The 21,944-nt window shown below is 44.1% G+C and carries 17 protein-coding genes; 8 read left to right on the forward strand and 9 right to left on the reverse strand.

The genetic code is table 11. The annotated features are described in order from the left end of the window. Positions 1 to 152: 152 nt before the first annotated feature. The 5 genes from OCT63_RS09020 to OCT63_RS09045 all read right to left on the reverse strand — a co-directional run bounded on the left by OCT63_RS09020 (position 153) and on the right by OCT63_RS09045 (position 6,029). The gene (locus OCT63_RS09020) at positions 153 to 503 is read right to left on the reverse strand and encodes an ethanolamine utilization protein EutQ (RefSeq protein WP_060469649.1); all 351 of its coding nucleotides are present in this window, start codon (positions 501 to 503) and stop codon (positions 153 to 155) included. Next, entirely contained in the window at positions 500 to 1,816 is a 1,317-nt protein-coding gene (locus OCT63_RS09025; RefSeq protein ID WP_269983608.1) for an NAD(P)/FAD-dependent oxidoreductase, read from the reverse strand. Before OCT63_RS09025 ends, OCT63_RS09020 begins: the two co-directional genes overlap by 4 nt. 12 nt (positions 1,817 to 1,828) lie before the next feature. Beyond that, a complete protein-coding gene (locus OCT63_RS09030) occupies positions 1,829 to 3,262 on the reverse strand; it encodes an FAD-dependent oxidoreductase (protein ID WP_443088548.1) in 1,434 nt (477 codons plus the stop codon). Between the two features lie 141 nt (positions 3,263 to 3,403). Further along, complete coding sequence (locus OCT63_RS09040; RefSeq protein WP_269983609.1) at positions 3,404 to 4,840, reverse strand: aldehyde dehydrogenase family protein; 1,437 nt, start codon at positions 4,838 to 4,840, stop codon at positions 3,404 to 3,406. 1 nt (position 4,841) lies between these two features. After that, the gene (locus OCT63_RS09045; RefSeq protein WP_060469645.1) at positions 4,842 to 6,029 is read right to left on the reverse strand and encodes an aromatic ring-hydroxylating oxygenase subunit alpha; all 1,188 of its coding nucleotides are present in this window, start codon (positions 6,027 to 6,029) and stop codon (positions 4,842 to 4,844) included. Between the two features lie 319 nt (positions 6,030 to 6,348). Between OCT63_RS09045 and OCT63_RS09050 the strand changes: the two genes are divergently transcribed. After that, the gene (locus OCT63_RS09050; protein ID WP_269983610.1) at positions 6,349 to 8,067 is read left to right on the forward strand and encodes a BCCT family transporter; all 1,719 of its coding nucleotides are present in this window, start codon (positions 6,349 to 6,351) and stop codon (positions 8,065 to 8,067) included. A gap of 91 nt (positions 8,068 to 8,158) precedes the next feature. Here OCT63_RS09050 and OCT63_RS09055 read toward each other — a convergent pair whose 3' ends face one another. Continuing rightward, on the reverse strand, positions 8,159 to 9,085 hold the full coding sequence (locus tag OCT63_RS09055; RefSeq protein WP_060469643.1) for a LysR substrate-binding domain-containing protein: 927 nt from the start codon (positions 9,083 to 9,085) through the stop codon (positions 8,159 to 8,161). A 469-nt stretch (positions 9,086 to 9,554) separates the two neighbouring features. Between OCT63_RS09055 and ylqF the strand changes: the two genes are divergently transcribed. Further along, positions 9,555 to 10,499, forward strand: a complete 945-nt coding sequence (gene ylqF / locus OCT63_RS09060) for a ribosome biogenesis GTPase YlqF (RefSeq protein ID WP_060469642.1) — start codon at positions 9,555 to 9,557, stop codon at positions 10,497 to 10,499. Between the two features lie 229 nt (positions 10,500 to 10,728). Here ylqF and OCT63_RS09065 read toward each other — a convergent pair whose 3' ends face one another. After that, positions 10,729 to 11,274 (reverse strand): GNAT family N-acetyltransferase, encoded by a 546-nt coding sequence (locus OCT63_RS09065; RefSeq protein ID WP_060469641.1) that lies wholly within the window; start codon positions 11,272 to 11,274, stop codon positions 10,729 to 10,731. A 166-nt stretch (positions 11,275 to 11,440) separates the two neighbouring features. Here OCT63_RS09065 and OCT63_RS09070 point away from each other — a divergent pair, with 166 nt between their 5' ends. The 3 genes from OCT63_RS09070 to dcuC all read left to right on the forward strand — a co-directional run bounded on the left by OCT63_RS09070 (position 11,441) and on the right by dcuC (position 15,803). Further along, positions 11,441 to 12,583 (forward strand): acyl-CoA desaturase, encoded by a 1,143-nt coding sequence (locus OCT63_RS09070; protein ID WP_060469640.1) that lies wholly within the window; start codon positions 11,441 to 11,443, stop codon positions 12,581 to 12,583. 479 nt (positions 12,584 to 13,062) lie between these two features. After that, entirely contained in the window at positions 13,063 to 14,127 is a 1,065-nt protein-coding gene (locus tag OCT63_RS09075) for a GGDEF domain-containing protein (RefSeq protein ID WP_060469639.1), read from the forward strand. A 308-nt stretch (positions 14,128 to 14,435) separates the two neighbouring features. Beyond that, positions 14,436 to 15,803: an anaerobic C4-dicarboxylate transporter DcuC gene (gene dcuC / locus OCT63_RS09080; RefSeq protein WP_017058198.1), complete on the forward strand. Its 1,368-nt coding sequence runs from the start codon at positions 14,436 to 14,438 to the stop codon at positions 15,801 to 15,803. Between the two features lie 222 nt (positions 15,804 to 16,025). On the opposite strand, the gene OCT63_RS09085 is transcribed toward dcuC, so the two are convergent. Then, positions 16,026 to 16,658 carry a response regulator gene (locus OCT63_RS09085; protein WP_046223521.1) on the reverse strand — a complete coding sequence of 211 codons (633 nt, stop codon included), beginning with the start codon at positions 16,656 to 16,658 and terminating at the stop codon, positions 16,026 to 16,028. Continuing rightward, positions 16,645 to 18,375, reverse strand: coding sequence for a nitrate/nitrite two-component system sensor histidine kinase NarQ (narQ, locus tag OCT63_RS09090; RefSeq protein WP_269983611.1), 1,731 nt, complete (start codon positions 18,373 to 18,375; stop codon positions 16,645 to 16,647). The genes OCT63_RS09085 and narQ overlap by 14 nt, the downstream gene beginning before the upstream one ends. Positions 18,376 to 18,628: 253 nt before the next feature. On the opposite strand from narQ, the gene napF reads away from it, so the two are divergent. From napF to napA, 3 genes are read left to right on the forward strand one after another with little or no spacing between them, the layout of a single operon-like run. After that, positions 18,629 to 19,108, forward strand: coding sequence for a ferredoxin-type protein NapF (gene napF, locus OCT63_RS09095; protein ID WP_269983612.1), 480 nt, complete (start codon positions 18,629 to 18,631; stop codon positions 19,106 to 19,108). A gap of 22 nt (positions 19,109 to 19,130) precedes the next feature. Beyond that, entirely contained in the window at positions 19,131 to 19,436 is a 306-nt protein-coding gene (locus OCT63_RS09100) for a chaperone NapD (protein WP_017058194.1), read from the forward strand. Next, positions 19,433 to 21,922 (forward strand): periplasmic nitrate reductase subunit alpha, encoded by a 2,490-nt coding sequence (gene napA / locus OCT63_RS09105; RefSeq protein ID WP_060469637.1) that lies wholly within the window; start codon positions 19,433 to 19,435, stop codon positions 21,920 to 21,922. Before OCT63_RS09100 ends, napA begins: the two co-directional genes overlap by 4 nt. Positions 21,923 to 21,944 lie beyond the last annotated feature (22 nt).

Consider the following 21,944-nt stretch of genomic DNA (forward strand, 5'->3'; position numbering starts at 1 on the left):
CATAACTTTCCAATTTTTCGCTCTAACATTACTCACTCTTTCCGCTTGCCTCTGATTCCGGCGATCCTACGTTGGCTAAATCGGAGCCTCCTAACCGCGTTTTCTACCATAGCACTGCGGACCCTTTGAAAATTAAAGAGAACGATAGATAGTTACTCGATACCATGAATTTCTTTCCAGTTACCAGGGTGAACCACGTAACCAAATAACGCATGGCCACCATAAACCAGCTCGGTTCCTTCTGGAATCCAGAGCATTTGTCCTGGGTGAACAAAATGTGTTTCGCCATTTGCAGTGAGCTCAAAACAGCCTTCAATCACAAAAATTACTTCATCGTACAATACGGTCCATGCGACTTTCGCGCCTTCCCACTTAGCAAAGCCCACCCCGATATTTGGCGAAATTTCGGAGCTAAGTGCACGTGCAACGTAGGCCATTCCTGGCGTGTCACCACGTACATTGAAATCTAACGCTTTACTGTCTACTCGTTTTACTTGTTTCATAGTTCGCTCCGGCTCTGCCATTTTGCCAATTGAATGCGGCTTTTCACGCCCATACCTAAGAAAGGCTCTGGTGGGTTCATGCTCGGCATGCCAGTTACACTTTGAATATCGCCTAACGAGTTGGAGGTCGCGCCCATCACGTAGTCAGCCAACAGTGTGCCCGAAATCGTTCCCCAAGCGGCTCCAACACCGTTATCACACGCACTGGCGTACACACCTTGATCTAATTGTCCAAAGAAGTTCGTAAAGTTGCGTGAGATGGCATATACCCCACCCCATGTGTGGGTGAATGGTACGTCGGCCAGCTCGGGGTAACGAGCCAGAAAGACTTGACGATGATCGTCGCGAATTTGCTCTCTGACTTTATCGCTCATGCTTGAGCCGTACTTCGGCACATGTTTGTAAGTATTGCGGATCAAAATTCGGCGATCGGCTGTCATACGTAATGTGGTTCCCGCGTGGTCTGCAGGGGTTAGCCCCCAGTTCAATTGGCCACCATAACGCTGCATTTCAGCATCAGTTAGTGGACGAGTCCAACTCGCAAATGTCATCACAGGTAGCAATCTGTTTTTCAGGTAACCAAACTCGCGGGTAAAAATACTGGTGCCGAGTAACAATTCGGTTGTCTCAACTAAGCCATCGTCACCATGCAGAACCCAATGCCCGTTCTCTTTGCTCAGTTTGCGGATTGGTGAGTTTTCTAACACTTCTACGTTATCAGGCAAGCTTTCCCCCAAACCTCGCACCAGCGCAGCAGGCTGCATTAAATAGCCGCCTGGCGTATAGATAGCGCGGCTGTAGTAGTTCGTCCCCAGCACTTTTGCTAACTCGCTACCATCAACGTGAGAGTATGGTTCGCCAAGGTCTTGCATCAGATGTTCAAAGTGATCGAGGTACGCTTCACCACGCTCACCTACCGCACCTTGATATTTTCCTTTCGCTGACCACTGGCAATCAATGCTGTATTGGCTGATCAAACAATCTAATTGAGCAATCGCCGATCGATTTAACGCTAAGAGTTTTTGTTTATGCGCAGGATCCGGATGCTCTAATGAAAACTTGTGCGGCAGGTCGATCACAAAGCCTGAGTTTCTCCCCGATGCGCCTTGACCAATTTTCTGTGCATCAATCAGTATAATACGGGCATTCGGCGCGTGTTCCGCTAGGCGTCTTGCCATCGCTAGGCCAGCAAACCCTGCACCAAGCACAACGTAATCCGCCGTTTGTTTGCCTTTTAATGTCGGTTTTTCTGGGATACTGGATAGCGCGTGGTACCAACCACATGTCGCATCATCGTTGGGTAAATGAATCATCTTCTTTCTCCGTTACGCTGCAGTTTGCTTAAATGACAATTGCTCTAACCAAGGCGCGCGCAATGACTGTACTTGTCGCCCAAGCAATGCAAATCCCAGCATCACTCCTTCTGGCGAATAAAATCCCGCCGTGAGGTCATCGCCTTGGTGTTCGATGTACCACTGCCCTTGTGCATTTGGCGCAACAGGGAAAATCGTCAAAGGAAGGAGCGGCGTTTTCACAATCACTGGTGTTGGCGTCAAAGAGATAGGCGTAATATCACCTAGCAAGCTTTTCGCCACGGAAGGAATCATTTGATTAATTGGCGCAATATACGGTTGCCAACCTTGATCTGTTTCAACACAATCACCGAGTGAGTAAATGTTCTCATCACTCGTCTGACCGAATTGATTCACTTTAATACCTCGGCCTACTTCGAGTCCCGCTAGCTCAGCCAGAGAAACATTTGGCTTAAGACCAACCGCACTTAGCACTAAGTCAGCTTCAATCTGTTTCCCACTATTAAGATGTAAAACCGCGCTTGATTCGGACATAGCATCGATTCTGGCAATGCTGTCTTGCAATGCCCACTCCACGCCGCGATCTGTGAGCGCGCTTTGCAGTGACTCACCGAGTTGGTGTGGAATCAAACGCTCCATTGGCCATTTCCCCAAACCAATCACCGTGACTTCATAGCCGCTTTCGATCAGGTCATTCGCAAATTCGCAACCAATTAAGCCATCGCCAAGAATCGCGATACGCTTTTTATCTTGTAGCTGAGTTCTAAAACGGCGGTAGTCGACCAAATCGTTCACGCTCATAACATAAGAGCGATCACCTTCAATTGGGATTTCAATCGGTGATGCACCTGTTGCCAACACCAAGCGGCTGTATGCGTATTTGCCGATGGAGGTGTGCAACGTTAAGTTGGCACGATCGATTTGTTCTACACGGGTATGCGGGTAAACACGGATGTTCAAGCGGCTTTCCCATTCCAATGCGCTTTCACTTTGTAATGCATCGCCGCCTTTATTCATGGCCAATGCATTAGACAACGCAGGTTTGCTGTACAGTGCGCCATCGTCAGCGGTAAATACAGTGATCGGAACTGTCGCAGATTGCGATCTAAGCGCGACCGCTAGCTGATAACCACTGTGACCGCTGCCGATAATAACGATAGGATCATTTGAGAATGCTGGCTGAGTAACTTCAGATGGCAATGGCTGAGCCGTATTTGGCTGAACAGCCGAGCCTACTGATACCGAAGACACCGCAGTAACCTCTTCGATCGGCGCATCATCGGTGATGTCGATCATTTCAAAATCGGCCTTACCCACTAAACAATCCGGGCATAACCAATCGTCTGGTACGTCTTCCCATGCTGTTCCCGGTGCAATACCATCGGATGGCCAACCTTGTGCTTCATCATAGATTAAGCCGCAAATAATACAGAGCCACTTTTTCATCAACTTTACTCCAACTACCTTGTTCTAAATTCCCGTGTCTACAAACCTCTGTCAGATTTATATTTATTTCATCAACCTCGTCCGATCTTGTGGTCTGAAATCCAAGCCGGTACGAGGTAATGAAATCAAATGACACAGTAGTTATACGTCGCCGTCTTGCTGTAAACGAATGGCAATATTGCGCGTCTGGACATAGCTATAAATCGCTTCTTGTCCTTTTTCTCGTCCAAAGCCGGACAAACCCACGCCACCAAATGGTGTTTCAATACCACCAGCAAACCATTCATTGATGAACACTTGCCCACCACGAAGTTGCTGCGCCACACGTAATGTTTGGTTTAGCTTTTCACCAAATACACCAGCCACTAAACCAAAATCAGTGCCATTCGCGATCTCGATGGCTTCTTGTTCGGTTTCAAACGATATAACCACTAACACAGGGCCAAACACTTCTTCTTGCGCTATACGCATATCCGGCGTGGCTTCAATCACCGTCGGAGCGATAAAGTAGCCCGATAGATCAGGTGCGTAGCCACCAGTAAGAATCTTCGCGCCGTCTGCTTTCGCTTGCGCTATCATTTCAAGTACACGCGCTTGTTGATCAGCAGAGACAAGCGGTGTGAGATCTGGCTGGCTTTCACCTTGACCAATGGTCAGGTCTTGGGCCATTTCGACTACAGCCGCTTTCACTTCTTCATAACGTTCTTTTTGGATCAATAAACGAGACATCGCTGAACACACTTGGCCCGCATTGAAGAAAATACCGACCTGAACGCTTTTCAGCAGTGTTTCAAGGTTTACATCCTTCAGTGCGATAGCGGCAGACTTACCACCTAACTCCATCACTGATGGTGTGGCGCGTTGCGCTGAATCTTTCAATATGCGTTGGCCGGTCGGTACCGAGCCTGTGAATACGATTTGATCGACCTCTTGGTGCTGCACTAAATGACTACCAACCACAGAGCCTTTACCACATAGCAGGTTAATCGTGCCTTTCGGGAAGCCCGCTTTTTCAATCGCTTTAATCAGTAACGTCATGGCCAGTGGTGAGATCTCAGGCGACTTAATAACCACAGCATTACCCGCAGCTAATGCTGGTGCTAAGGAACGAGCACAAATCGATACCGGAAAATTCCACGGTACGATCTGCACAGAAACGCCAAACGGAACGTACTGAGTGAAATCGACATAGTCTTTACCCAGTGGTATCGACGTTCCTTCCAGCTTGTCTGCCATACCCGCGTAGTATTCGAAGTAGCGTGCCGATTCTAAAAACTCATCTTTAGCATCTTGCAAAGATTTACCATTTTCACGACAGGCAACGAGCCCACCTTCATCAACCATTTCACGAATCGCCACGGCCGCTTTTAGCATCCATTCTGTTCTTACTGCAGGACGAATGTCCGACAGAATACCTTGATTAACCACTCGGCGAGCAGCTGCCATTGCTCGATCTGCATCGGCAATAGTCGCTTCTGCAATTGTCGCGTAAGCTTCTGCGGTGCCTGGGTTTATGACCATAAGTGAATGCTCGGAATTGCACCATTCACCGTCAATATAATTGAGGTAATGCATCATATTACTGCTCCATTGCCGTTTTGACTTGTTTCGCTAACCATGTTTGGAAGAAGTGAGTTGGGACATCCATTTCAGGTGAGAACACGCCACCACCGAAGCCTGGTGAATAGCGACCTTGCTGCATGCCCTCTACCGCACCGATATCTTCACCAAATACCACACGCCAAGATTCAACGGTGGCAGTGCGACAAGCGGCAAATTCATCTTTGGTTGCTTCGTCGCCGACATAAAGGACGCGAAGGTGCTCAATGCTCTTGTCGGCATTAATTGGTTCGATCATCATCGCAAAGGCGTGGTCGGCCTGAATGCCAAGTAACACATTCGGGAATAACGCTACGTATTCTGCATGGCGTAGTTTGTCTTCTGGCCAACTAGGAAATTTTGGAAGATGCGTACCCGCCGTGTCAGACAGGTTGTATGCAAGGCTGCCCTGGCCTGCAAAACGTTCGTCAAACATGATGTTATAGTGATCTTCCAAACGCGAGTAGCTATTCAAACTTGGGTGTACCCATGGCAGGTGGTACGCTTCACAGTAATTTTCCACTGTTAGCTTCCAGTTGCTGTTCACTTCGATTTCTAAGTTACCACCCATGTTGACACGACGCAGAAGGCCCAAACCGTCTTTACCCAAGAATGTCTGCCAACGTTGTTCTAACGGTGCAATATGTTCTTCAAAGCTTGCTGCATCACCCGACAGGTTGACAAAAACCATGTCCATCCATACCGCTGAACGCAATGGTTTCAGACCGTGCTTTTCACATTTAAAGCGGTCATCTTTATGCTTCGCTATACCGCCGATATGTGGCGTGCCTTTTAGGTTGCCGTCAAGATCATAAGTCCATGAATGGTAAGGACAGCGAATCATGCCTTGCACCTCACCCGCTTCATGAACCAGCTTCATACCACGGTGACTACACACGTTGTGGAATACTTGAACTTCACCTTGACGGTTTCTCATCATTAATAGTGGTAGGTTCATGAAGTCTATTGGCATCACGTAGCCATCTTTAAGAAGGTCCGAGGCAAAACCAATACATACCCATGTGTTACCAAACACCTGATCACGCTCAAACGTAAAGTACTCAGCATTTGTGTAGGCTTCGTTTGGCATCCCTGTCGCTTCGCTGATTGGGTTTAGTACTTTATCAACAAGTTCAACAGGAATAATGGTTTGGTTGACATTGCTCATATTCTTATCTCCGAAAGTCGAGTTGCATCCAGTGCGTACAACATCGTGTTGTGTTAGTGATGCCAATATTGATTAACAAAACCGCAACAAACAAACGACTTTTTCGGAGGGCTTGGATGAGTTTTTGTCATCCATGTATTATTCCTGGGCAACAAAAACTACATAATTAAACAAGGTTATTGTTTGCATGATTAATACTCATCAACCGATGAGTATTAATCAGTTGAAACGGCGCTAAGCACTCTCTACTCTCTTTCAAAATTTAACAATAAAGCAACAACCAATAACACAACTAACAAAAGTAATGTGAGGGACGCCTATGAGAGCAACATCAGGGATCTTGAAAGGACTCAACCCAACTGTGACGATCGCATCTAACGGTTTTGTACTTTTCTGTGCCATTCTCGCCAACCAAGCGGGTCAGTACTTTGAAACTATTTCCGGTATTCTTTTGCAGAATATGAAGTGGTTTTATATCGGACTCGTCTCTTTAGTTGTCGGGTTTCTTATCTACCTAATGGTCAGCCGTTACGGTCATATTCGTTTGAGTAAAGACGATGAAAAGCCAGAGTTTAGCTACTTATCTTGGATTTCCATGTTGTTTTCTGGCGGTATGGGGATAGGCCTGATTTTCTGGTCTGTCGCTGAACCGATGTGGCATTACGCCGATAACCCATTTTCACAAGGGTTAACGAATGAAGCTGCCACAACATCAATGAAACTGACTTTTTTCCACTGGGGCCTGCACCCGTGGTCGGTCTTTATAATTGTTGCGCTCGCGTTGTCTTACTTTTCTTACCGTAAAGATTTGCCGTTTACACTCCGCTCTATTCTGCACCCTTTGATCGGTGACCGAATTTACGGCCCAATCGGTCATACCGTAGATATCCTGACGGTTGCGGTGACCGCATTCGGTATTTCACAAACCTTAGGGATGGGGGTTATTCAAATTAACTCTGGCCTGAATCAAGCCTTCGGCTTAGGTATCAGTTTAGGTACACAACTATTCATTATTGTGGCTTTATGTACTTGTGCGGTAGCGTCCGTTTTGTCTGGCGTGGGTAAAGGAATTCGCCGTCTATCAGAATGGAATATGCTGCTCTCACTTATGCTAGTTCTGGTTGTGCTTTACATCGGACCAACGCGCTACATTCTCAATACTCTACTAGAAAGTACCGGCTTATATGCGCAGAATATTGTCGGTATGAGCCTATGGAGCGACACACAGAATGACTCAGGGTGGCAAAACTGGTGGACGGCATACTACTGGCCGTGGTGGATGACTTGGGCACCGTTCGTGGGTATGTTTATCGCGCGGATTTCGAAAGGACGTACTATTCGTGAACTTATTGGCGGTGCTTTAATTGTTCCAACGCTAATCACTTTCTTATGGATTTCTGTCTTTGGCGGCGCAGCACTGAAAGTGGAACAAGATGCACGTGTGGCGCACGAAGCACAAGTGGTTGCCGCACAAGAAGCCGGTCAAGCCGCACCTGCACCATTCACTGGAGGTCCGATTCTAGAGGCAACCAAAGCCGATACAACGCGAGCACTGTTTACCATGTTCGATAATCTAGACACAGGTATGTTCGGTAAACTGCTAAGTGTGCTGGCTTGTATGCTTCTTGGGACCTATTTCATTACCTCTGCAGACTCTGGAACATTGGTCCTGTGTACTTTAGACGCCGCGGGGGACAGCGAGCCACCCAAATCCATTCGTGTACTATGGGGCGTTATGATTGCGGCAATTTCTGGCGTACTGCTGTATGCGGGAGGCTTAAAAGCAATGCAGACTGCCTCTATTATTGCGGGCTTCCCTATCGCGATCTTCATCTCGGTAATGAGCTTAACGCTGTTCCATAGCATTCGACGCGAGCCTAAGCCTTGGGCGATGCTTCCTGAGCACGTTCACCCAGAGGAAGATAAGCTGGATGGCCCTGTAGAACCAATGGTTGAAACGAAGGTTGGCGCGATGCCACAACCTAAGGTTAAATCAGAACAAGACAGTGACTTAGAACAAAAACCGGCTCTGACTTAGAGCAACGCCGACTGAAACCACATCATTCAACAACAAAGCGGGAAGAGCTCTTCCCGCTTTTCATTTTTTTGCTTCTCATTAAACACATTAACTACACTAACCCCTTATCACCCACTTCGTCCGGCAATTGGTGAAGCAACCATTCACGAAAACGTTTAACACTGGCGGGCACTAACCCTCTTCCTTTGGGCTCTAGCATAGAAAATTTTGAAGGCGTTGAAAGTACGTGTTCGACCGGTCTCACTAACGCGCCGCTTTGCAGATAGTCGTCTACCAACGATCCCCAAGCCAAAGCAATACCTTGGCCGTTGATCGCTGCTTGTAACAACATCGGGTAATTATTGATATTCATACGATTTCTTGGCGTCATGTTAGGTAAATCAACGCCGCTGAACCACTGCTCCCAATTCACCCAATCTCGCTGGGACTCTTCCAAATAGAGTAAGGTTTTACTGAAGATCTCTTCGGCTTCGCTCGGGTTACCGATCTTTTCCATATAAAGAGGACTACACACAGGAAAAACTTCTTCAGAAAAGAGCGTAGTAACTTCCATCTCGGCCGGAGGCGTACGACAATAAAACAGTGCGATATCGCAATCTAAGCGTCGTAAATCGAGAATATTGTCTGAGGCCAATATACGGATATCGATATCATCATGCTCATTTTGAAATTCTGCCACTTTCGGTAGCAGCCATAAGGCGGCCATCGCATTAGTCGTCGCGACCGTTATTTTTTGCTCTCCTTGCCATTTTTTAACTTCTCCGGTGACCTGCGCAATATCAAGTAAAGAGTGACTGATCGATTGGTAATATTGCAGACCAGTTGGCGTTAAATTGATACTGCGGTTTGCCCGCGTGAACATGGCTTTGCCAAGGTACTCTTCCAGTTGACGAATTTGGCGGCTTATTGCGCCCTGTGTCACGTTGAGCTCTTCTGCCGCAAGGGTAAAGCTTAAGTGCCGAGCAGATGCTTCAAATGCCACCAAGCTATTTAAAGGCGGGAGTGGTTTGATTTTCATGTTTCTTCCAGTAAGGCAATTTTTGTAATTATTTTGGTTCCCGGCAATCTAGCGTTGCGCGTGGAATTGCGTCATTCTGAGTTAATTGTAAAAAACAACAATTAATAATGTTAAGAAAAGAGAGATTAGTCATAACAAAACCAGATCACTTTTGCTCTGAATTTGTTCACTTCACTATTCAATATCGCGTGTTATCGCTCTTTACATCGACCAACTCTCATTATTGGGTGAGTATTCCAAAATATGACTTGGCTGACAGTTTAGACGCTTACCAATGGCAATCCCTATACGTACAACTACCACCAAAATGTGAATACAACTAAATTTTTACGACGACAACGCATTTATGGTGGTAAAATCTCACTATAAACGCTGGAAAAGTCAGACATGGATAGATTCTTATATCATCCTCGCTTAGTTTTTACTATTTCCCCAGCAAAGATACTCAATAAAAAGGCAATATTTTCAAATGGTTAACAACACAATTCAATGGTTTCCGGGTCACATGCATAAAGCCCGTAAAGAAATCGAAGAAGTTATCCCACAGGTTGATGTGATTATCGAAGTACTGGACGCTCGTATTCCGTTCAGTAGTGAAAACCCAATGATCTCTTCACTGCGCGGCGATAAGCCTTGTGTAAAAGTGTTGAACAAACGTGACCTTGCGGATCCTGAGCTGACTCAGCGTTGGATTGAGCACTTCGAGAAAGAGCAAGGTGTTAAAGCGATTGCAATTACCACCAGCGTTAAAGAAGAAGTTAACCATGTTATGGAGCTAGTCCGTAAGCTAGCACCGCACCGTGAACAGATGGGTAAAAACATTCGCACGATGATCATGGGTATCCCTAACGTAGGTAAATCAACCATCATCAACTGCTTAGCTGGACGTACAATCGCGGTAACGGGTAACCAACCGGCAGTGACTCGTCGCCAACAACGCATTAACCTGCAAAACGGCGTGATCCTTTCAGATACTCCTGGGATCCTTTGGCCTAAAGTAGAAAATCCACACAGTGGCTTTCGCCTAGCAGCAACGGGCGCTGTTAAAGATACAGCAATGGAATACGATGAAGTTGCTTTTTATACGGTTGAATACTTAGCGAAACAGTACCCGAACCTACTTAAAGAACGCTACCAAATCGAAGAATTGCCAGAGTCTGACATCGAGTTGATGGAAGCGATTGGTCGTAAGCGTGGTGCACTTCGTGCAGGTGGTCATATCGACCTTCACAAATGTTCTGAAATTCTACTTCACGAACTGCGTAACGGTACTTTAGGTAAAGTCACTCTAGAGTTACCGGAGATGATCACCAAAGAGCTGGTCGAAGTTGAAGAAGCTGCTGCTCTAAAAGCCGAACAACAAATTAAGAAGAAAGAAGAACGTCGTAAGCGCTACTTGAAGAACAAACGTTAGTCAACCTGCCTCTAACGTATTCACGCTCTATATTCGATAGAGCGTGAATGTCGTCTCTCAGGTCATCAATCTCAATTAGATACTGAAAAGTCTATAAAACCTGCCGTTTTCAATCACAAAAACGCAAGATAATCACTAAACGAGAAAGCCCCAAACCTAGCAGGTTTGGGGCTTTATCTAATCCAGTCACGCTTCATTTTAAGATAAGAGTTGCCTACGCAAAAGTCGCTTAAGAATAAACGACACTAGCAGTTTTCTGTTCAAGATCTTGTGGCGACTCCCAAGAAATAATTTTTTCATTCACTTGGCTACCACAGGGTGCATTCCAAACTTGTTCCAGCTCTTCTTTACCACCAATCGCTTCATAGAATGCAATGGCTTGGTGGTTTTCAGACATCACTTCTAGGTAAAGTCCTGAATCCGAGTAATATTGCTTCAACCACTTAGATAGTTCAGACAGTAAACGCTTACCTATGCCCCGGCCACGATAATTATTGTCTACATGTAATGCATCAATGAACGTGCCACGTTCAAAGTTATGATTACCAAACGCGCAGACAAAACCAACCAGTAAACCGCCCTCTTCAAGCAATAAAACATGTTGGTTAAAAGGAGGGTTGATCAAACGAGTCTGCCAAATAACAGATCTGTCCTCTAAAACGTCACTTTCTAAGTAATCGTCAGCGAGAATGCCACGGTAATATAGCTTCCAGCTATCCGCATGTAATTGGGCGATTCGTTCATAATCTTTATATTCAGCTACCTTAATTTCCATTTATTAGCCCTTAGTACTTCCATTTATGACTTGCTACTACATTTCACACTACCTTTATACAATATTTAAGCAAAACATACTAATACACGTTTACACTTTCAATCTTGACTTACACGTGTGCGCTGATATTCTAGCGCACAGATGTAAGCCCAATGGACATTTACTAATGAATAGTGCCGACACACCATCAACAAAAAAGCCACCATTAATCTGGCTTAATATTTTTGTATTCTCTTTTAGTATGCTGCTTGCTATTGTCGCGGCTCCCGTTTATGGCTACTTTTTTGGCTATGGTATGGAGCACTGGATATGGCTGGCGATCTGTTTTACGTTCTGTAATCTTTCAATTACGACGGGTTACCACCGCTTATGGTCACATAAAGCCTTTGAAGCACATTCAAGCCTAAGATTTCTGTTTGCTTTGGGTGGTGCATTTGCATTACAGAACAGCGCTCTACACTGGTCTTCAGACCACCGTGTTCACCACAAGCATGTTGACAACAACGACAAAGACCCATATTCAGCAAAACGTGGCTTTTGGTATTCACACATCGGCTGGATGATTCGTAACTACAACACATCAATGTATGAAGATTACGAAAACTGTCGTGACTTGAAGAAAGACAAGATCGTAATGTGGCAACACAAAAATTATATTTTGCTGGCACTATTAATGAACTTCGGCGTACCTATCGCTCTTGGCGTTGTTTACGGTGATGTAATTGGCATGTTATTGATTGTGGGTGCGGTTCGTTTGGTACTAAACCACCACACCACATTTTTTATTAACTCTCTCGCTCACATTTGGGGTAGCCAACCCTTTACTGATAAAAATACAGCACGTGACAACGGTGTACTTGCTGTCCTTACTTTTGGCGAGGGCTATCATAACTTCCATCACATCTTTGAGAATGACTATCGTAATGGTATTTATTGGTGGCAATACGATCCAACAAAGTGGTTGATTAAGAGTGCTTCATTGATGGGCTTAGCAAGCAAGCTTAAGAAAACGCCTCAAGCCCGCATTGAGAAAGCTGAAGCGTCAATGTTACTGAAGCGGACGCAACAGAAAATCATGCACCGCGCTGACAAACAGCAAATTGCAGACAAGCTTCAAAAAGAGTTCGACGCACTGGTATCAAACATGAACGAATACTACGCAGTCAAAAAGCAGTTACTTGAAAGCAAACGCGAAGACGTGGTGAAAAAATACGAACACTCTGTACTTAAAGTTCGTTATCAGCAAATTAAAATGAACTTCGAACAGCAGAAGAAAAATTGGGCGATGACGGTTGAGCAATACGCTTAAGCTAAAACAATGCGCTTAACATACCAATAACAGAGCTGTTTGCTTATTATTCGAAAGCCCTCATATTGCTATGAGGGCTTTTTTATGAGCATTACCGAATGCTATCAGCCTTAAGCCCGTCAATGACGATTCTATAAATGCTAGTACCTGTAGAATCGTACTCTACATGAATACAGATATCTCAATGTTCTGCTGAATCTGTATTCATCTTCGCCTCACCATCTTTATATCTAGGCTTTAAGACGCCAAGAATGGCCTTAAGTCATCTATTAATGATCCCTGTTATTTCTCAACTTCAGAGTATAGACAACATAATGATTGTGATATGACTCGTAATACGCTTAACTAAAAGTAGATGCTGACACGATATTCATCTGGGTTCGAGCGGAGCTTCAAGAGCGATTGTTTTGTCCATGTGCACGTTTGCATTAATACATACTATTGCTTTACCAACGAATAATATAACAAGGTATTTTGGTATGAATAGACGTAAGTTCATGTTTGACAGCAACACCGATGCTCTATTCGATTTGCATAATAAAAGAAGAGTATTGAAGTTTATTGTGTTAGTTGCAATGCTCACTTTCTTACCATTGATCATCAAGAATTTTGTTATTGGTGAAGCTTTTCTCGCTTTAATTTTACTCTCTTTTTTAGCTACCTTGTTGATTGAAGTTTATGTCGCCTTATACCTCCATAAAAAAATAATTGGTCATTTGATCCCACTAACTCTTATTACATTTTCGATTATTTTAAGTGTGGATATATTTGGAACTCTTGCAACGTACTGGGTATTTCCAATCATCACAGCCATTGTATTTGTTATCCCTCAACGTTTAGCTATTGCCACCAATGGTATTATTATCCTAGGGACAAGCATGGTGGCTTTACAGCATCAACCTCTCTCGATTACCCTTCGCTTTTTTTTAGCGCTGCTTTGTTGCTCTTTCATCTCTCACTTTGCCATTGAGGCTATTCGTAAGTTGCAACATGAACTTCGTAACCTGTCTACCAAAGACTCTTTAACTGGCGCATTTAACCGCTATCAACTGGAGACATTTTTACAAAACGCAGCCGATAAGAAGATGCCAAATCAACAGTCGCCAAGTCAATCTTCTATAGCAATAATTGACATTGATTATTTTAAGCAAGTCAATGATTTGTACGGTCATGATGTAGGGGATCAAATTATTAAAGAAGTGGTGGATACAATTAAGGCCAACACACGAAAAAGTGATACTTTATTTAGGCTTGGTGGGGATGAATTTCTACTCTTGCTGATTGATACTTCAAAAAAAGAGGCAAATGATATCGTGAAGCATTTCTCTAACCTGGTTTCGGCAGGGCGAAATTCAGCACCTTGTCAAATTAACTTGAGTATTGGTATTGCTGAGCTTATTTCTAATGAAGAAATTGATACTTGGATGAAGCGGGCTGACGAGGCTCTGTATGCTGCAAAACATAATGGTCGTAACCAAGTACACATAGACGACACGGCTTGTTCATCAACACAGGCTAACTCACTAGGGACTAAAATTAATTAAATGTATTTATCGCAATGTTTTATGCTTTTGCCTCAAAGCTTCTCAAATTCTATAGACTTCGTTTATCACACCTACAAAATGCTTTAAAGTGATCCGTTCTATATTCTTTAAACTAAAGAGAAACACCAATTAACATCTAAACAACACTAGTCATTCATGATTTATAACCAGAATTAACATCGAAAAAAATGTTTGTTTTAGATCATACCAACCTCAACTATACCTCGTGCCACAGCGCAGTTTTCTGTACATTCACAGTCATATTCTGAAACACTTTCTTATATTTTTTAAACTTTGCGGAGATTTCTATGTTAGAGCTCTTGATCGGATTCGTGATTACCATCGCTGTTGGTTACTTTATCGTCAAAGGCTATAAAGCAGCGGGTGTATTACTGACTGCTGGCCTTGCCCTACTTCTTATTACTGGCCTTATTGGCCATACTGTTTTACCAGCTAAAGTCGCTTCAACAGGTAATGTGGTTACCGACTCACTAGAATTCGTTAAGTACATGCTCCAATATCGAGGTGGCGGCCTAGGCATGCAGATCATGCTTTTGTGTGGTTTTGCTTCCTACATGACACACATCGGCGCCAACAACGTGGTAGTGAAACAGTTCTCTAAACCGCTTGCTGTGATCAAATCTCCTTATGTACTGCTAGTAGCGGCTTACATTGTAGCTTGTTTGATGTCACTTGCTGTCAGTTCGGCAACAGGTCTGGGGGTATTGTTGATGGCGACCTTATTTCCAATGATGACAGCAATGGGTATCTCTCGCCCAGCAGCTGTCGCGGTTTGTGCATCACCTGCGGCAATCATACTTTCACCAACATCTGGTGATGTTGTTATTGCCGCTGAAAAATCCGGAATGTCTTTAGATGTGTTTGCCGTTCAAACGGTACTACCAGTGTCTATCTGTGCAATCATCGTGATGGCTGCTGCAGCTTTCTTCTGGAACAAGTACCTAGATAAGAAAGAAAATACACCCATGGAAAAAGTAGACGTTTCTGAAATCGAAACAACAGCACCCGCTTTCTACGCTGCATTACCATTTCTACCTATCATCGGTGTCTTCCTATTCAACGGCCGCACTATTCCGGGGCTTTCACTTGATATCTACACCATCGTAGTTGGCTCTATCTTCGTAGGTGCGCTCATCGATTACGTTGTTAAGAAATTCGACGGAGAAAAAACACTGGAAGACCTAGACTCTTGCTATCAAGGTATGGCAGAAGCATTTAAAGGCGTGGTAATGCTTTTGGTTGCGGCAGGTGTGTTCGCTCAAGGCTTAATGTCTATAGGTGCGATTGATAACCTAATCGGCCTTGCTGAATCGGCAGGTGCTGGCGGTATTGCCTTAATGCTTATCCTAACGGGCCTAACGGTTGCTGCGGCTATCGCGACCGGCTCTGGTAACGCACCTTTCTATGCTTTCGTAGAACTGGCTCCATCACTGGCAGCTAAGATGGGCTTGAACCCAGCATTCCTCATTATCCCAATGCTCCAAGCGTCTAACTTAGGCCGTACCATATCTCCAGTATCTGGTGTGGTTGTTGCTACATCTGGTATGGGTAAAATTAGTCCATTCGAAGTCGTTAAACGTACTTCTGTACCCGTAATTTGTGGTCTTATTACGGTTATCTTCGGTACGCTGGTATTGGTTCCAATGACGGCGTAAACCCAACTTTCGTAAGAGCAACAGCTTAGTGATTCGAACCACAGTACCGATATAAAATGCTTAAATAAAAAGGCACTGAGCTTAATAAGGTCAGTGCTTTTTTGTGTCTCTTTTTATCTATTTAGCTTCGCGTTCTGATTTCAACAAAAGCGATCACATGTAAATTAGGCATCGAAACTAAGCAGTACGGCTTAAAATAGTTTAATTTCAAAGGAATAAGCCCTACTTCATTTCTCCGTAACGTTCTAGGTAAAGAACGGTTGCGGCGGTACGTGAAGGCACCTGTAGCTTTTTCAGTAGGCTCTTCATATGTACCTTAACCGTCGATTCAGAAATGAACAAATGATCAGCGATCTGCTTATTACGATAACCTTTTGCGACTTCTTGAAGGATCTGCATTTCACGTTCAGTCAGCTGATCGAAGATATCTTTACGACTGACGGTATCACTCAAATAGCGAGCAACAACATCGCTGTAGGCCTTGTCGCCACTATGCGCTTGCTTAAGTAACTCAATCAATTCATCAGGTTCAGTGTCTTTCAACAAGTAACCGTCAGCACCTGCTTTTACTATAGCTTCAATATCTGCAGGACTATCCGAGACAGTTAAAATAACAATGTTAGCGCTCGACCCATCAGTACGAAGCGCTTTTAAAGTATCGAGCCCTGACATCCCCTTCATATTGAGATCCAACAGGATCAAATCAGGTTCTTCTTCATGAGCAAGAGCGATCGCTTCAGTGCCATTGCTTGCTTCCGCAATCACTTCGAATTCATCTTCAAAGCTCAGTAATTGGCTTATACCTCTGCGCATCAATGGATGATCATCAACCAGTATTACTTTACAAATCGTCAACTTGAACTTCCTTCAAAATTTTATATTTTAATATGACTGTACAGCCTTCACCCTTTGCTGCTTCAACCGTTAAGTCGCCATTCAGTCTTGCCGCTCGCTCCTGCATGATGCTCATTCCATAGTGGTTCATTTTAGAACTACTGGGATCAAAGCCATCTCCATTATCCTTAATCACAACTAATACTTCACCATTTTCATTTATGCAGCATACATCTATTAAGCCTGCATTGGCGTGTTTTATGGCGTTTATTGTTGCCTCACGAATCAATTGAAGCAGGTGAACTTGACTATGAGCATCAAGTTCAATAGATGAAAGATTATTGGTTAAATTAATCTTCGCATCGGTACGCTCATTGAGTTGTTCGAGCATCGTACCCAAAGCATCTCCAAAGCTACCTTCTTTGATAGATAACCTAAATGTAGTGAGCAGCTCCCGAAGTTGAGTATAGGCATTAGCTAAACCAACCCCTATCTCAGAGGCTATCTGTTCTGACTGCTCTCTGTGTTTATGTTCAGGTAATTTGCTAACAACACGCTTTAACAAAGTGACTTGAATCTTCAAATATGAAAGAGATTGGGCCAATGAATCGTGTAGTTCACGCGCTATCGTTGCACGCTCTTCCATAATGATAAGCTGCTCAGCTTTCTTTTGAGCACGATTATAATAGATCGCTCGCGATAGCAATTGAATAAAGCTTTCAATCAAAGTTTTTGTTGAGTGCCCATGATGATATGCACAATATAAATAACCCAAAATCAGTTCGTTATCATCCAACTTCATCTCAAATTTTTCATAGTTACAATTTGAGTCGTAACCTTCATCCAGAATCAGTGACCGGCCTGAATTATCAACAATTTCTAACCTTAATGATTCGATTCCTTCAAGGCTAGCTAAGTGTTGTAAGATCGCTCTAAAGTTTTCTGGGGCAATACGCGTCACTGTGAGTTCTTGTGAGGAATAATAGAGCGCCTGCAATGATTGATTGGCATTTTGCAGTTCAACTGTTTTGGCATCAACGACATCTTCAAGATTTCGATAAAGCACCCCCAAATCTTTGGCCATTGAGTTGAACGTTTTGGTCAAAATACCGAGTTCATTGCTGTTCGTCACTTCCAACTGAACCTCAAAGTCACTGTTCTTTATTCGCTGACTTGCTCCAACTAACGCATGGAGAGGTTTAACAACTTGTTTACGTACGAAGTGAACAACAAAAAGAGATATGACGAGAATACCACCTAGCCCTACGCCACCAGCCCACGCTAATTTTATCAGCTTATTCTCTGAGAACTGTTGAAGCTTGAAAACAAAATGGTCTATCTCGTTCACGAAGTTTTCGACTAACACTAAATAGTGCTTACGATCTTCGCTATTCAAAACACGCTTCAATTCATGCCAACGCCCAATGATCAAGTAATAATCTTCTGTGATGTCCGTAGGAACATTCCAACTGACCAACTTGGTCATAGATGGAGAGTAAAGCGATCGCTCAAACTCGTGAATATGAGAATCATAATCAACTGATTCTATTTGAATATCATGGGCTAAGCGGTAGCTCTGCATACGCATTGAACCAGCGACGTTAACCGCCTCCGCATCATTCAAACTTGAAGCCAAAGTAAAGATGGCAAAGCCAGTAGTCGCAACCGACAACAGCAGTATAAATAGCAATGATTTCGCTATTGTGCTCGTGACAGTTGAAACCGGTTTTATAAGCAAAAGAGTCTTCCTATTTATAAATAACTAGCTAGCGAAATGATATTGTCACACATCAAATATCATAGCTCCATTCAATATGTGATCACTCGCTTCGTAATTTATTGATCTAAGACAATATATCCCCCCAATTAGCCCTTAGGGGGTATTTATACAATTGTTTCTAAAACTACACTACTTGTGAGGATTAATGACAAGATATTAATGAAACAATGACCTACAGTTACAACATATTAGCAACATCTATAGGTATTTAGTGGTAGATCTATCAAAACGACGTCTATTCTCTAGACGAAAGGTTGACTCAAGTCAGATTCGTTTGCCTTGGATTAATAACCTAGAAAGCTTTGCAGATGACTGCACTCGCTGTGGTAAATGTATCGAGAGCTGTGAAACTAAGATAATCATTGTAGGCGATGGTGGTTTTCCTACTGTCGACTTTTCTATCGATGAATGCACATTCTGTTATCAGTGTGCAGACGTTTGTCCTGAACCAATTTTTAAGCCAAAGCATGAAAAGCCTTGGCAAGCAAAAGCACAGATCTCCGATCAGTGTTTAGCGCAACAAAATGTTGAATGTCGAAGCTGTGGTGACATGTGTGAACCCATGGCCATTCAATTTCAACTTAGAGCCGGCAGTGTTGCTCTACCAAAGATCAAGTTAGATGAGTGTAGCGGTTGTGGGGCCTGCGTAGCAGTTTGCCCAACCTCAGCTATTCTTGTGAGTAATGCATAAATAAAAATAACGAGAGCAATTTATGGCACTAAATGAAGTGCATATATCAAGTTTAGTCGTGCATGTGAGCCCTGAGCATCTAAATGAGATCAAAGCAGAGATCGAGCAATTCGATAACGCTGAAATCTACGGAGATAGCCCTGAAGGCAAAATCATCGTGGTCCTAGAAACCGAAAACCAAGGTTTTGTAACGGACACCATCGAAGCAATAAACAACATTAAGAACGTTTTAGGGACAGCTTTGGTTTATCACCAAATCGAAACTGGACTAGAAGAAACGGATTTAGAAACTGGAAGCAACAATTCTCAACTTGAGGGTGAAGTATGAAAATGACAAGACGTGCGTTTGTGAAAGCAAACGCAGCTGCATCAGCGGCAGCCGTTGCAGGTGTAACACTACCAGCAACCGCAACCAACCTGATTGCTAGCTCTGATCAAACAAAAATCACGTGGGATAAAGCGCCTTGTCGTTTTTGTGGTACGGGCTGTTCAGTACTAGTGGGTACTCAAAACGGCAAAGTGGTCGCGACTCAAGGCGACCCAGAAGCACCAGTAAACAAAGGCCTTAACTGTATCAAAGGCTACTTCCTTTCAAAAATCATGTACGGCAAAGACCGTCTAGAACAACCTCTTCTTCGTATGAAAGATGGTGAATTCCATAAAGATGGTGACTTCGCACCCGTATCTTGGGACAAAGCGTTCGACGTAATGGCTGAGAAATGGAAAGCTTCACTGAAGAAGAACGGTCCAACAGGTGTTGGTATGTTCGGTTCAGGCCAATGGACCGTGATGGAAGGCTACGCAGCCGTTAAGATGATGAAAGCGGGTTTCCGTTCAAACAACATCGATCCAAACGCTCGTCACTGTATGGCTTCAGCGGTAGGCGCATTCATGCGTACTTTCGGTATCGATGAGCCAATGGGTTGTTACGATGACTTTGAACACGCAGACGCATTCGTACTGTGGGGTTCAAACATGGCAGAAATGCACCCTGTACTATGGACTCGCATTACCGACCGTCGTCTAAGCCACCCACACGTTAAAGTAAACGTACTGTCTACTTACTACCACCGTTCTTTCGAGCTTGCAGACACGGGTTACATCTTCGAACCTCAATCAGATCTAGCAATTGCTAACTTCATTGCTAACTACATCATTCAAAACGATGCGGTGAATTGGGACTTCGTGAACAAGCACACGAACTTCAAGCAAGCAACGACAGACATCGGTTATGGCCTTCGTGACGACGACCCACTACAGCAAGCCGCTGCGAACCCTAACTCGGGAAAAATGACGGCAATTACGTTCGAAGAGTACAAAGCTTCTGTTGCTGAATACACCGTTGAGAAAGCCTCTGAAATGTCAGGTGTCTCTCAAGATGACCTTATCAAGCTGGCTAAGCAATACGCAGATCCAAACATCAAAGTGATGTCTCTATGGACAATGGGCATGAACCAACATACTCGTGGTGTGTGGATGAACAGCCTTGTGTACAACATCCACCTTCTAACGGGTAAGATTTCTACTCCAGGTAACAGTCCGTTCTCACTAACAGGCCAACCATCTGCGTGTGGTACTGCTCGTGAAGTTGGTACATTCTCTCACCGTCTACCAGCAGATATGGTGGTTGCGAACCCTAAACACCGTAAGATCGCAGAAGACATCTGGAAACTTCCAGAAGGGACTATTCCACCTAAACCAGGTGCTCACGCTGTTGTTCAAGACCGTATGCTTAAAGATGGCAAGATCAATGCTTACTGGGTAATGTGTAACAACAACATGCAAGCGGGTCCAAACATCAACACTGAACGTCTGCCAGGTTACCGCAACCCAGACAACTTCATTGTATGTTCAGACCCGTACCCAACAGCAACGGCTCAAGCGGCTGACCTTATCCTTCCTACCGCAATGTGGATTGAGAAAGAAGGTGCTTACGGTAACGCAGAACGTCGTACACAAGCGTGGTACCAACAAGTGAAAACCGTAGGTGAAGCTAAGTCTGACCTATGGCAAATCATGGAGTTCTCTAAACGCTTCACTGTTGAAGAAGTTTGGGGCGAAGAACTTCTTGCTAAAGCACCAGAGCATCGTGGTAAAACGATGTACGACGTGCTTTACAAAAACGGCAACGTTGATGCATTCCCACTGTCTGAAGCTCAAGAGCTTAACGACGATGCACAAGCTCAAGGTTTCTACGTTCAAAAAGGTCTATTCGAAGAATACGCAGCCTTTGGTCGCGGCCACGGTCACGATTTAGCACCATACGATCGCTACCATCAAGTTCGTGGCCTACGCTGGCCTGTTGTTGACGGTAAAGAAACACTATGGCGCTTTAAAGAAGGTTCAGATCCATACGCGAAGAAAGGTTCTGATTGGGACTTCTACGGTAAGCCAGATGGTAAAGCACTGATCATCAACGCACCATACGAAGCACCACCTGAAGTACCAAACGATGAATACGACATGTGGCTATGTACTGGTCGTGTTCTTGAACATTGGCATACAGGTACTATGACTCGTCGTGTACCAGAACTTTACAAAGCAGTACCGGATGCACTTTGTTACATCCACCCTGCTGACGCTAAAGCTCGTGGTCTTCGCCGTGGTGATGAAGTTCTTATAGAAAACAAACGTGGTGAAGTACGCGTTCGTGTTGAAACTCGCGGCCGTAACCGTCCACCACAAGGCTTGGTATTCGTACCATTCTTTGATGCAAGAATTCTGATCAATAAGTTGATCTTGGATGCAACGGATCCTCTGTCTAAACAGACGGATTACAAGAAGTGTCCAGTTAAGATCACTAAGGTCGCTTAAGGACAATATGTTCTTACCACTT

This window comes from Vibrio sp. RW, assembly GCF_027587105.1.
In the GTDB taxonomy this organism is placed as follows: domain Bacteria; phylum Pseudomonadota; class Gammaproteobacteria; order Enterobacterales; family Vibrionaceae; genus Vibrio; species Vibrio toranzoniae.

Coding starts and splice junctions, on each gene's coding strand:
- OCT63_RS09020 (WP_060469649.1), bottom strand. CDS start 503: ATGAAACAAGTAAAACGAGTAGACAGTAAAGCGTTAGATTTCAATGTA.
- OCT63_RS09025 (WP_269983608.1), bottom strand. CDS start 1,816: ATGATTCATTTACCCAACGATGATGCGACATGTGGTTGGTACCACGCG.
- OCT63_RS09030 (WP_443088548.1), bottom strand. CDS start 3,262: ATGAAAAAGTGGCTCTGTATTATTTGCGGCTTAATCTATGATGAAGCA.
- OCT63_RS09040 (WP_269983609.1), bottom strand. CDS start 4,840: ATGATGCATTACCTCAATTATATTGACGGTGAATGGTGCAATTCCGAG.
- OCT63_RS09045 (WP_060469645.1), bottom strand. CDS start 6,029: ATGAGCAATGTCAACCAAACCATTATTCCTGTTGAACTTGTTGATAAA.
- OCT63_RS09050 (WP_269983610.1), top strand. CDS start 6,349: ATGAGAGCAACATCAGGGATCTTGAAAGGACTCAACCCAACTGTGACG.
- OCT63_RS09055 (WP_060469643.1), bottom strand. CDS start 9,085: ATGAAAATCAAACCACTCCCGCCTTTAAATAGCTTGGTGGCATTTGAA.
- ylqF (WP_060469642.1), top strand. CDS start 9,555: ATGGTTAACAACACAATTCAATGGTTTCCGGGTCACATGCATAAAGCC.
- OCT63_RS09065 (WP_060469641.1), bottom strand. CDS start 11,274: ATGGAAATTAAGGTAGCTGAATATAAAGATTATGAACGAATCGCCCAA.
- OCT63_RS09070 (WP_060469640.1), top strand. CDS start 11,441: ATGAATAGTGCCGACACACCATCAACAAAAAAGCCACCATTAATCTGG.
- OCT63_RS09075 (WP_060469639.1), top strand. CDS start 13,063: ATGAATAGACGTAAGTTCATGTTTGACAGCAACACCGATGCTCTATTC.
- dcuC (WP_017058198.1), top strand. CDS start 14,436: ATGTTAGAGCTCTTGATCGGATTCGTGATTACCATCGCTGTTGGTTAC.
- OCT63_RS09100 (WP_017058194.1), top strand. CDS start 19,131: ATGGCACTAAATGAAGTGCATATATCAAGTTTAGTCGTGCATGTGAGC.
- napA (WP_060469637.1), top strand. CDS start 19,433: ATGAAAATGACAAGACGTGCGTTTGTGAAAGCAAACGCAGCTGCATCA.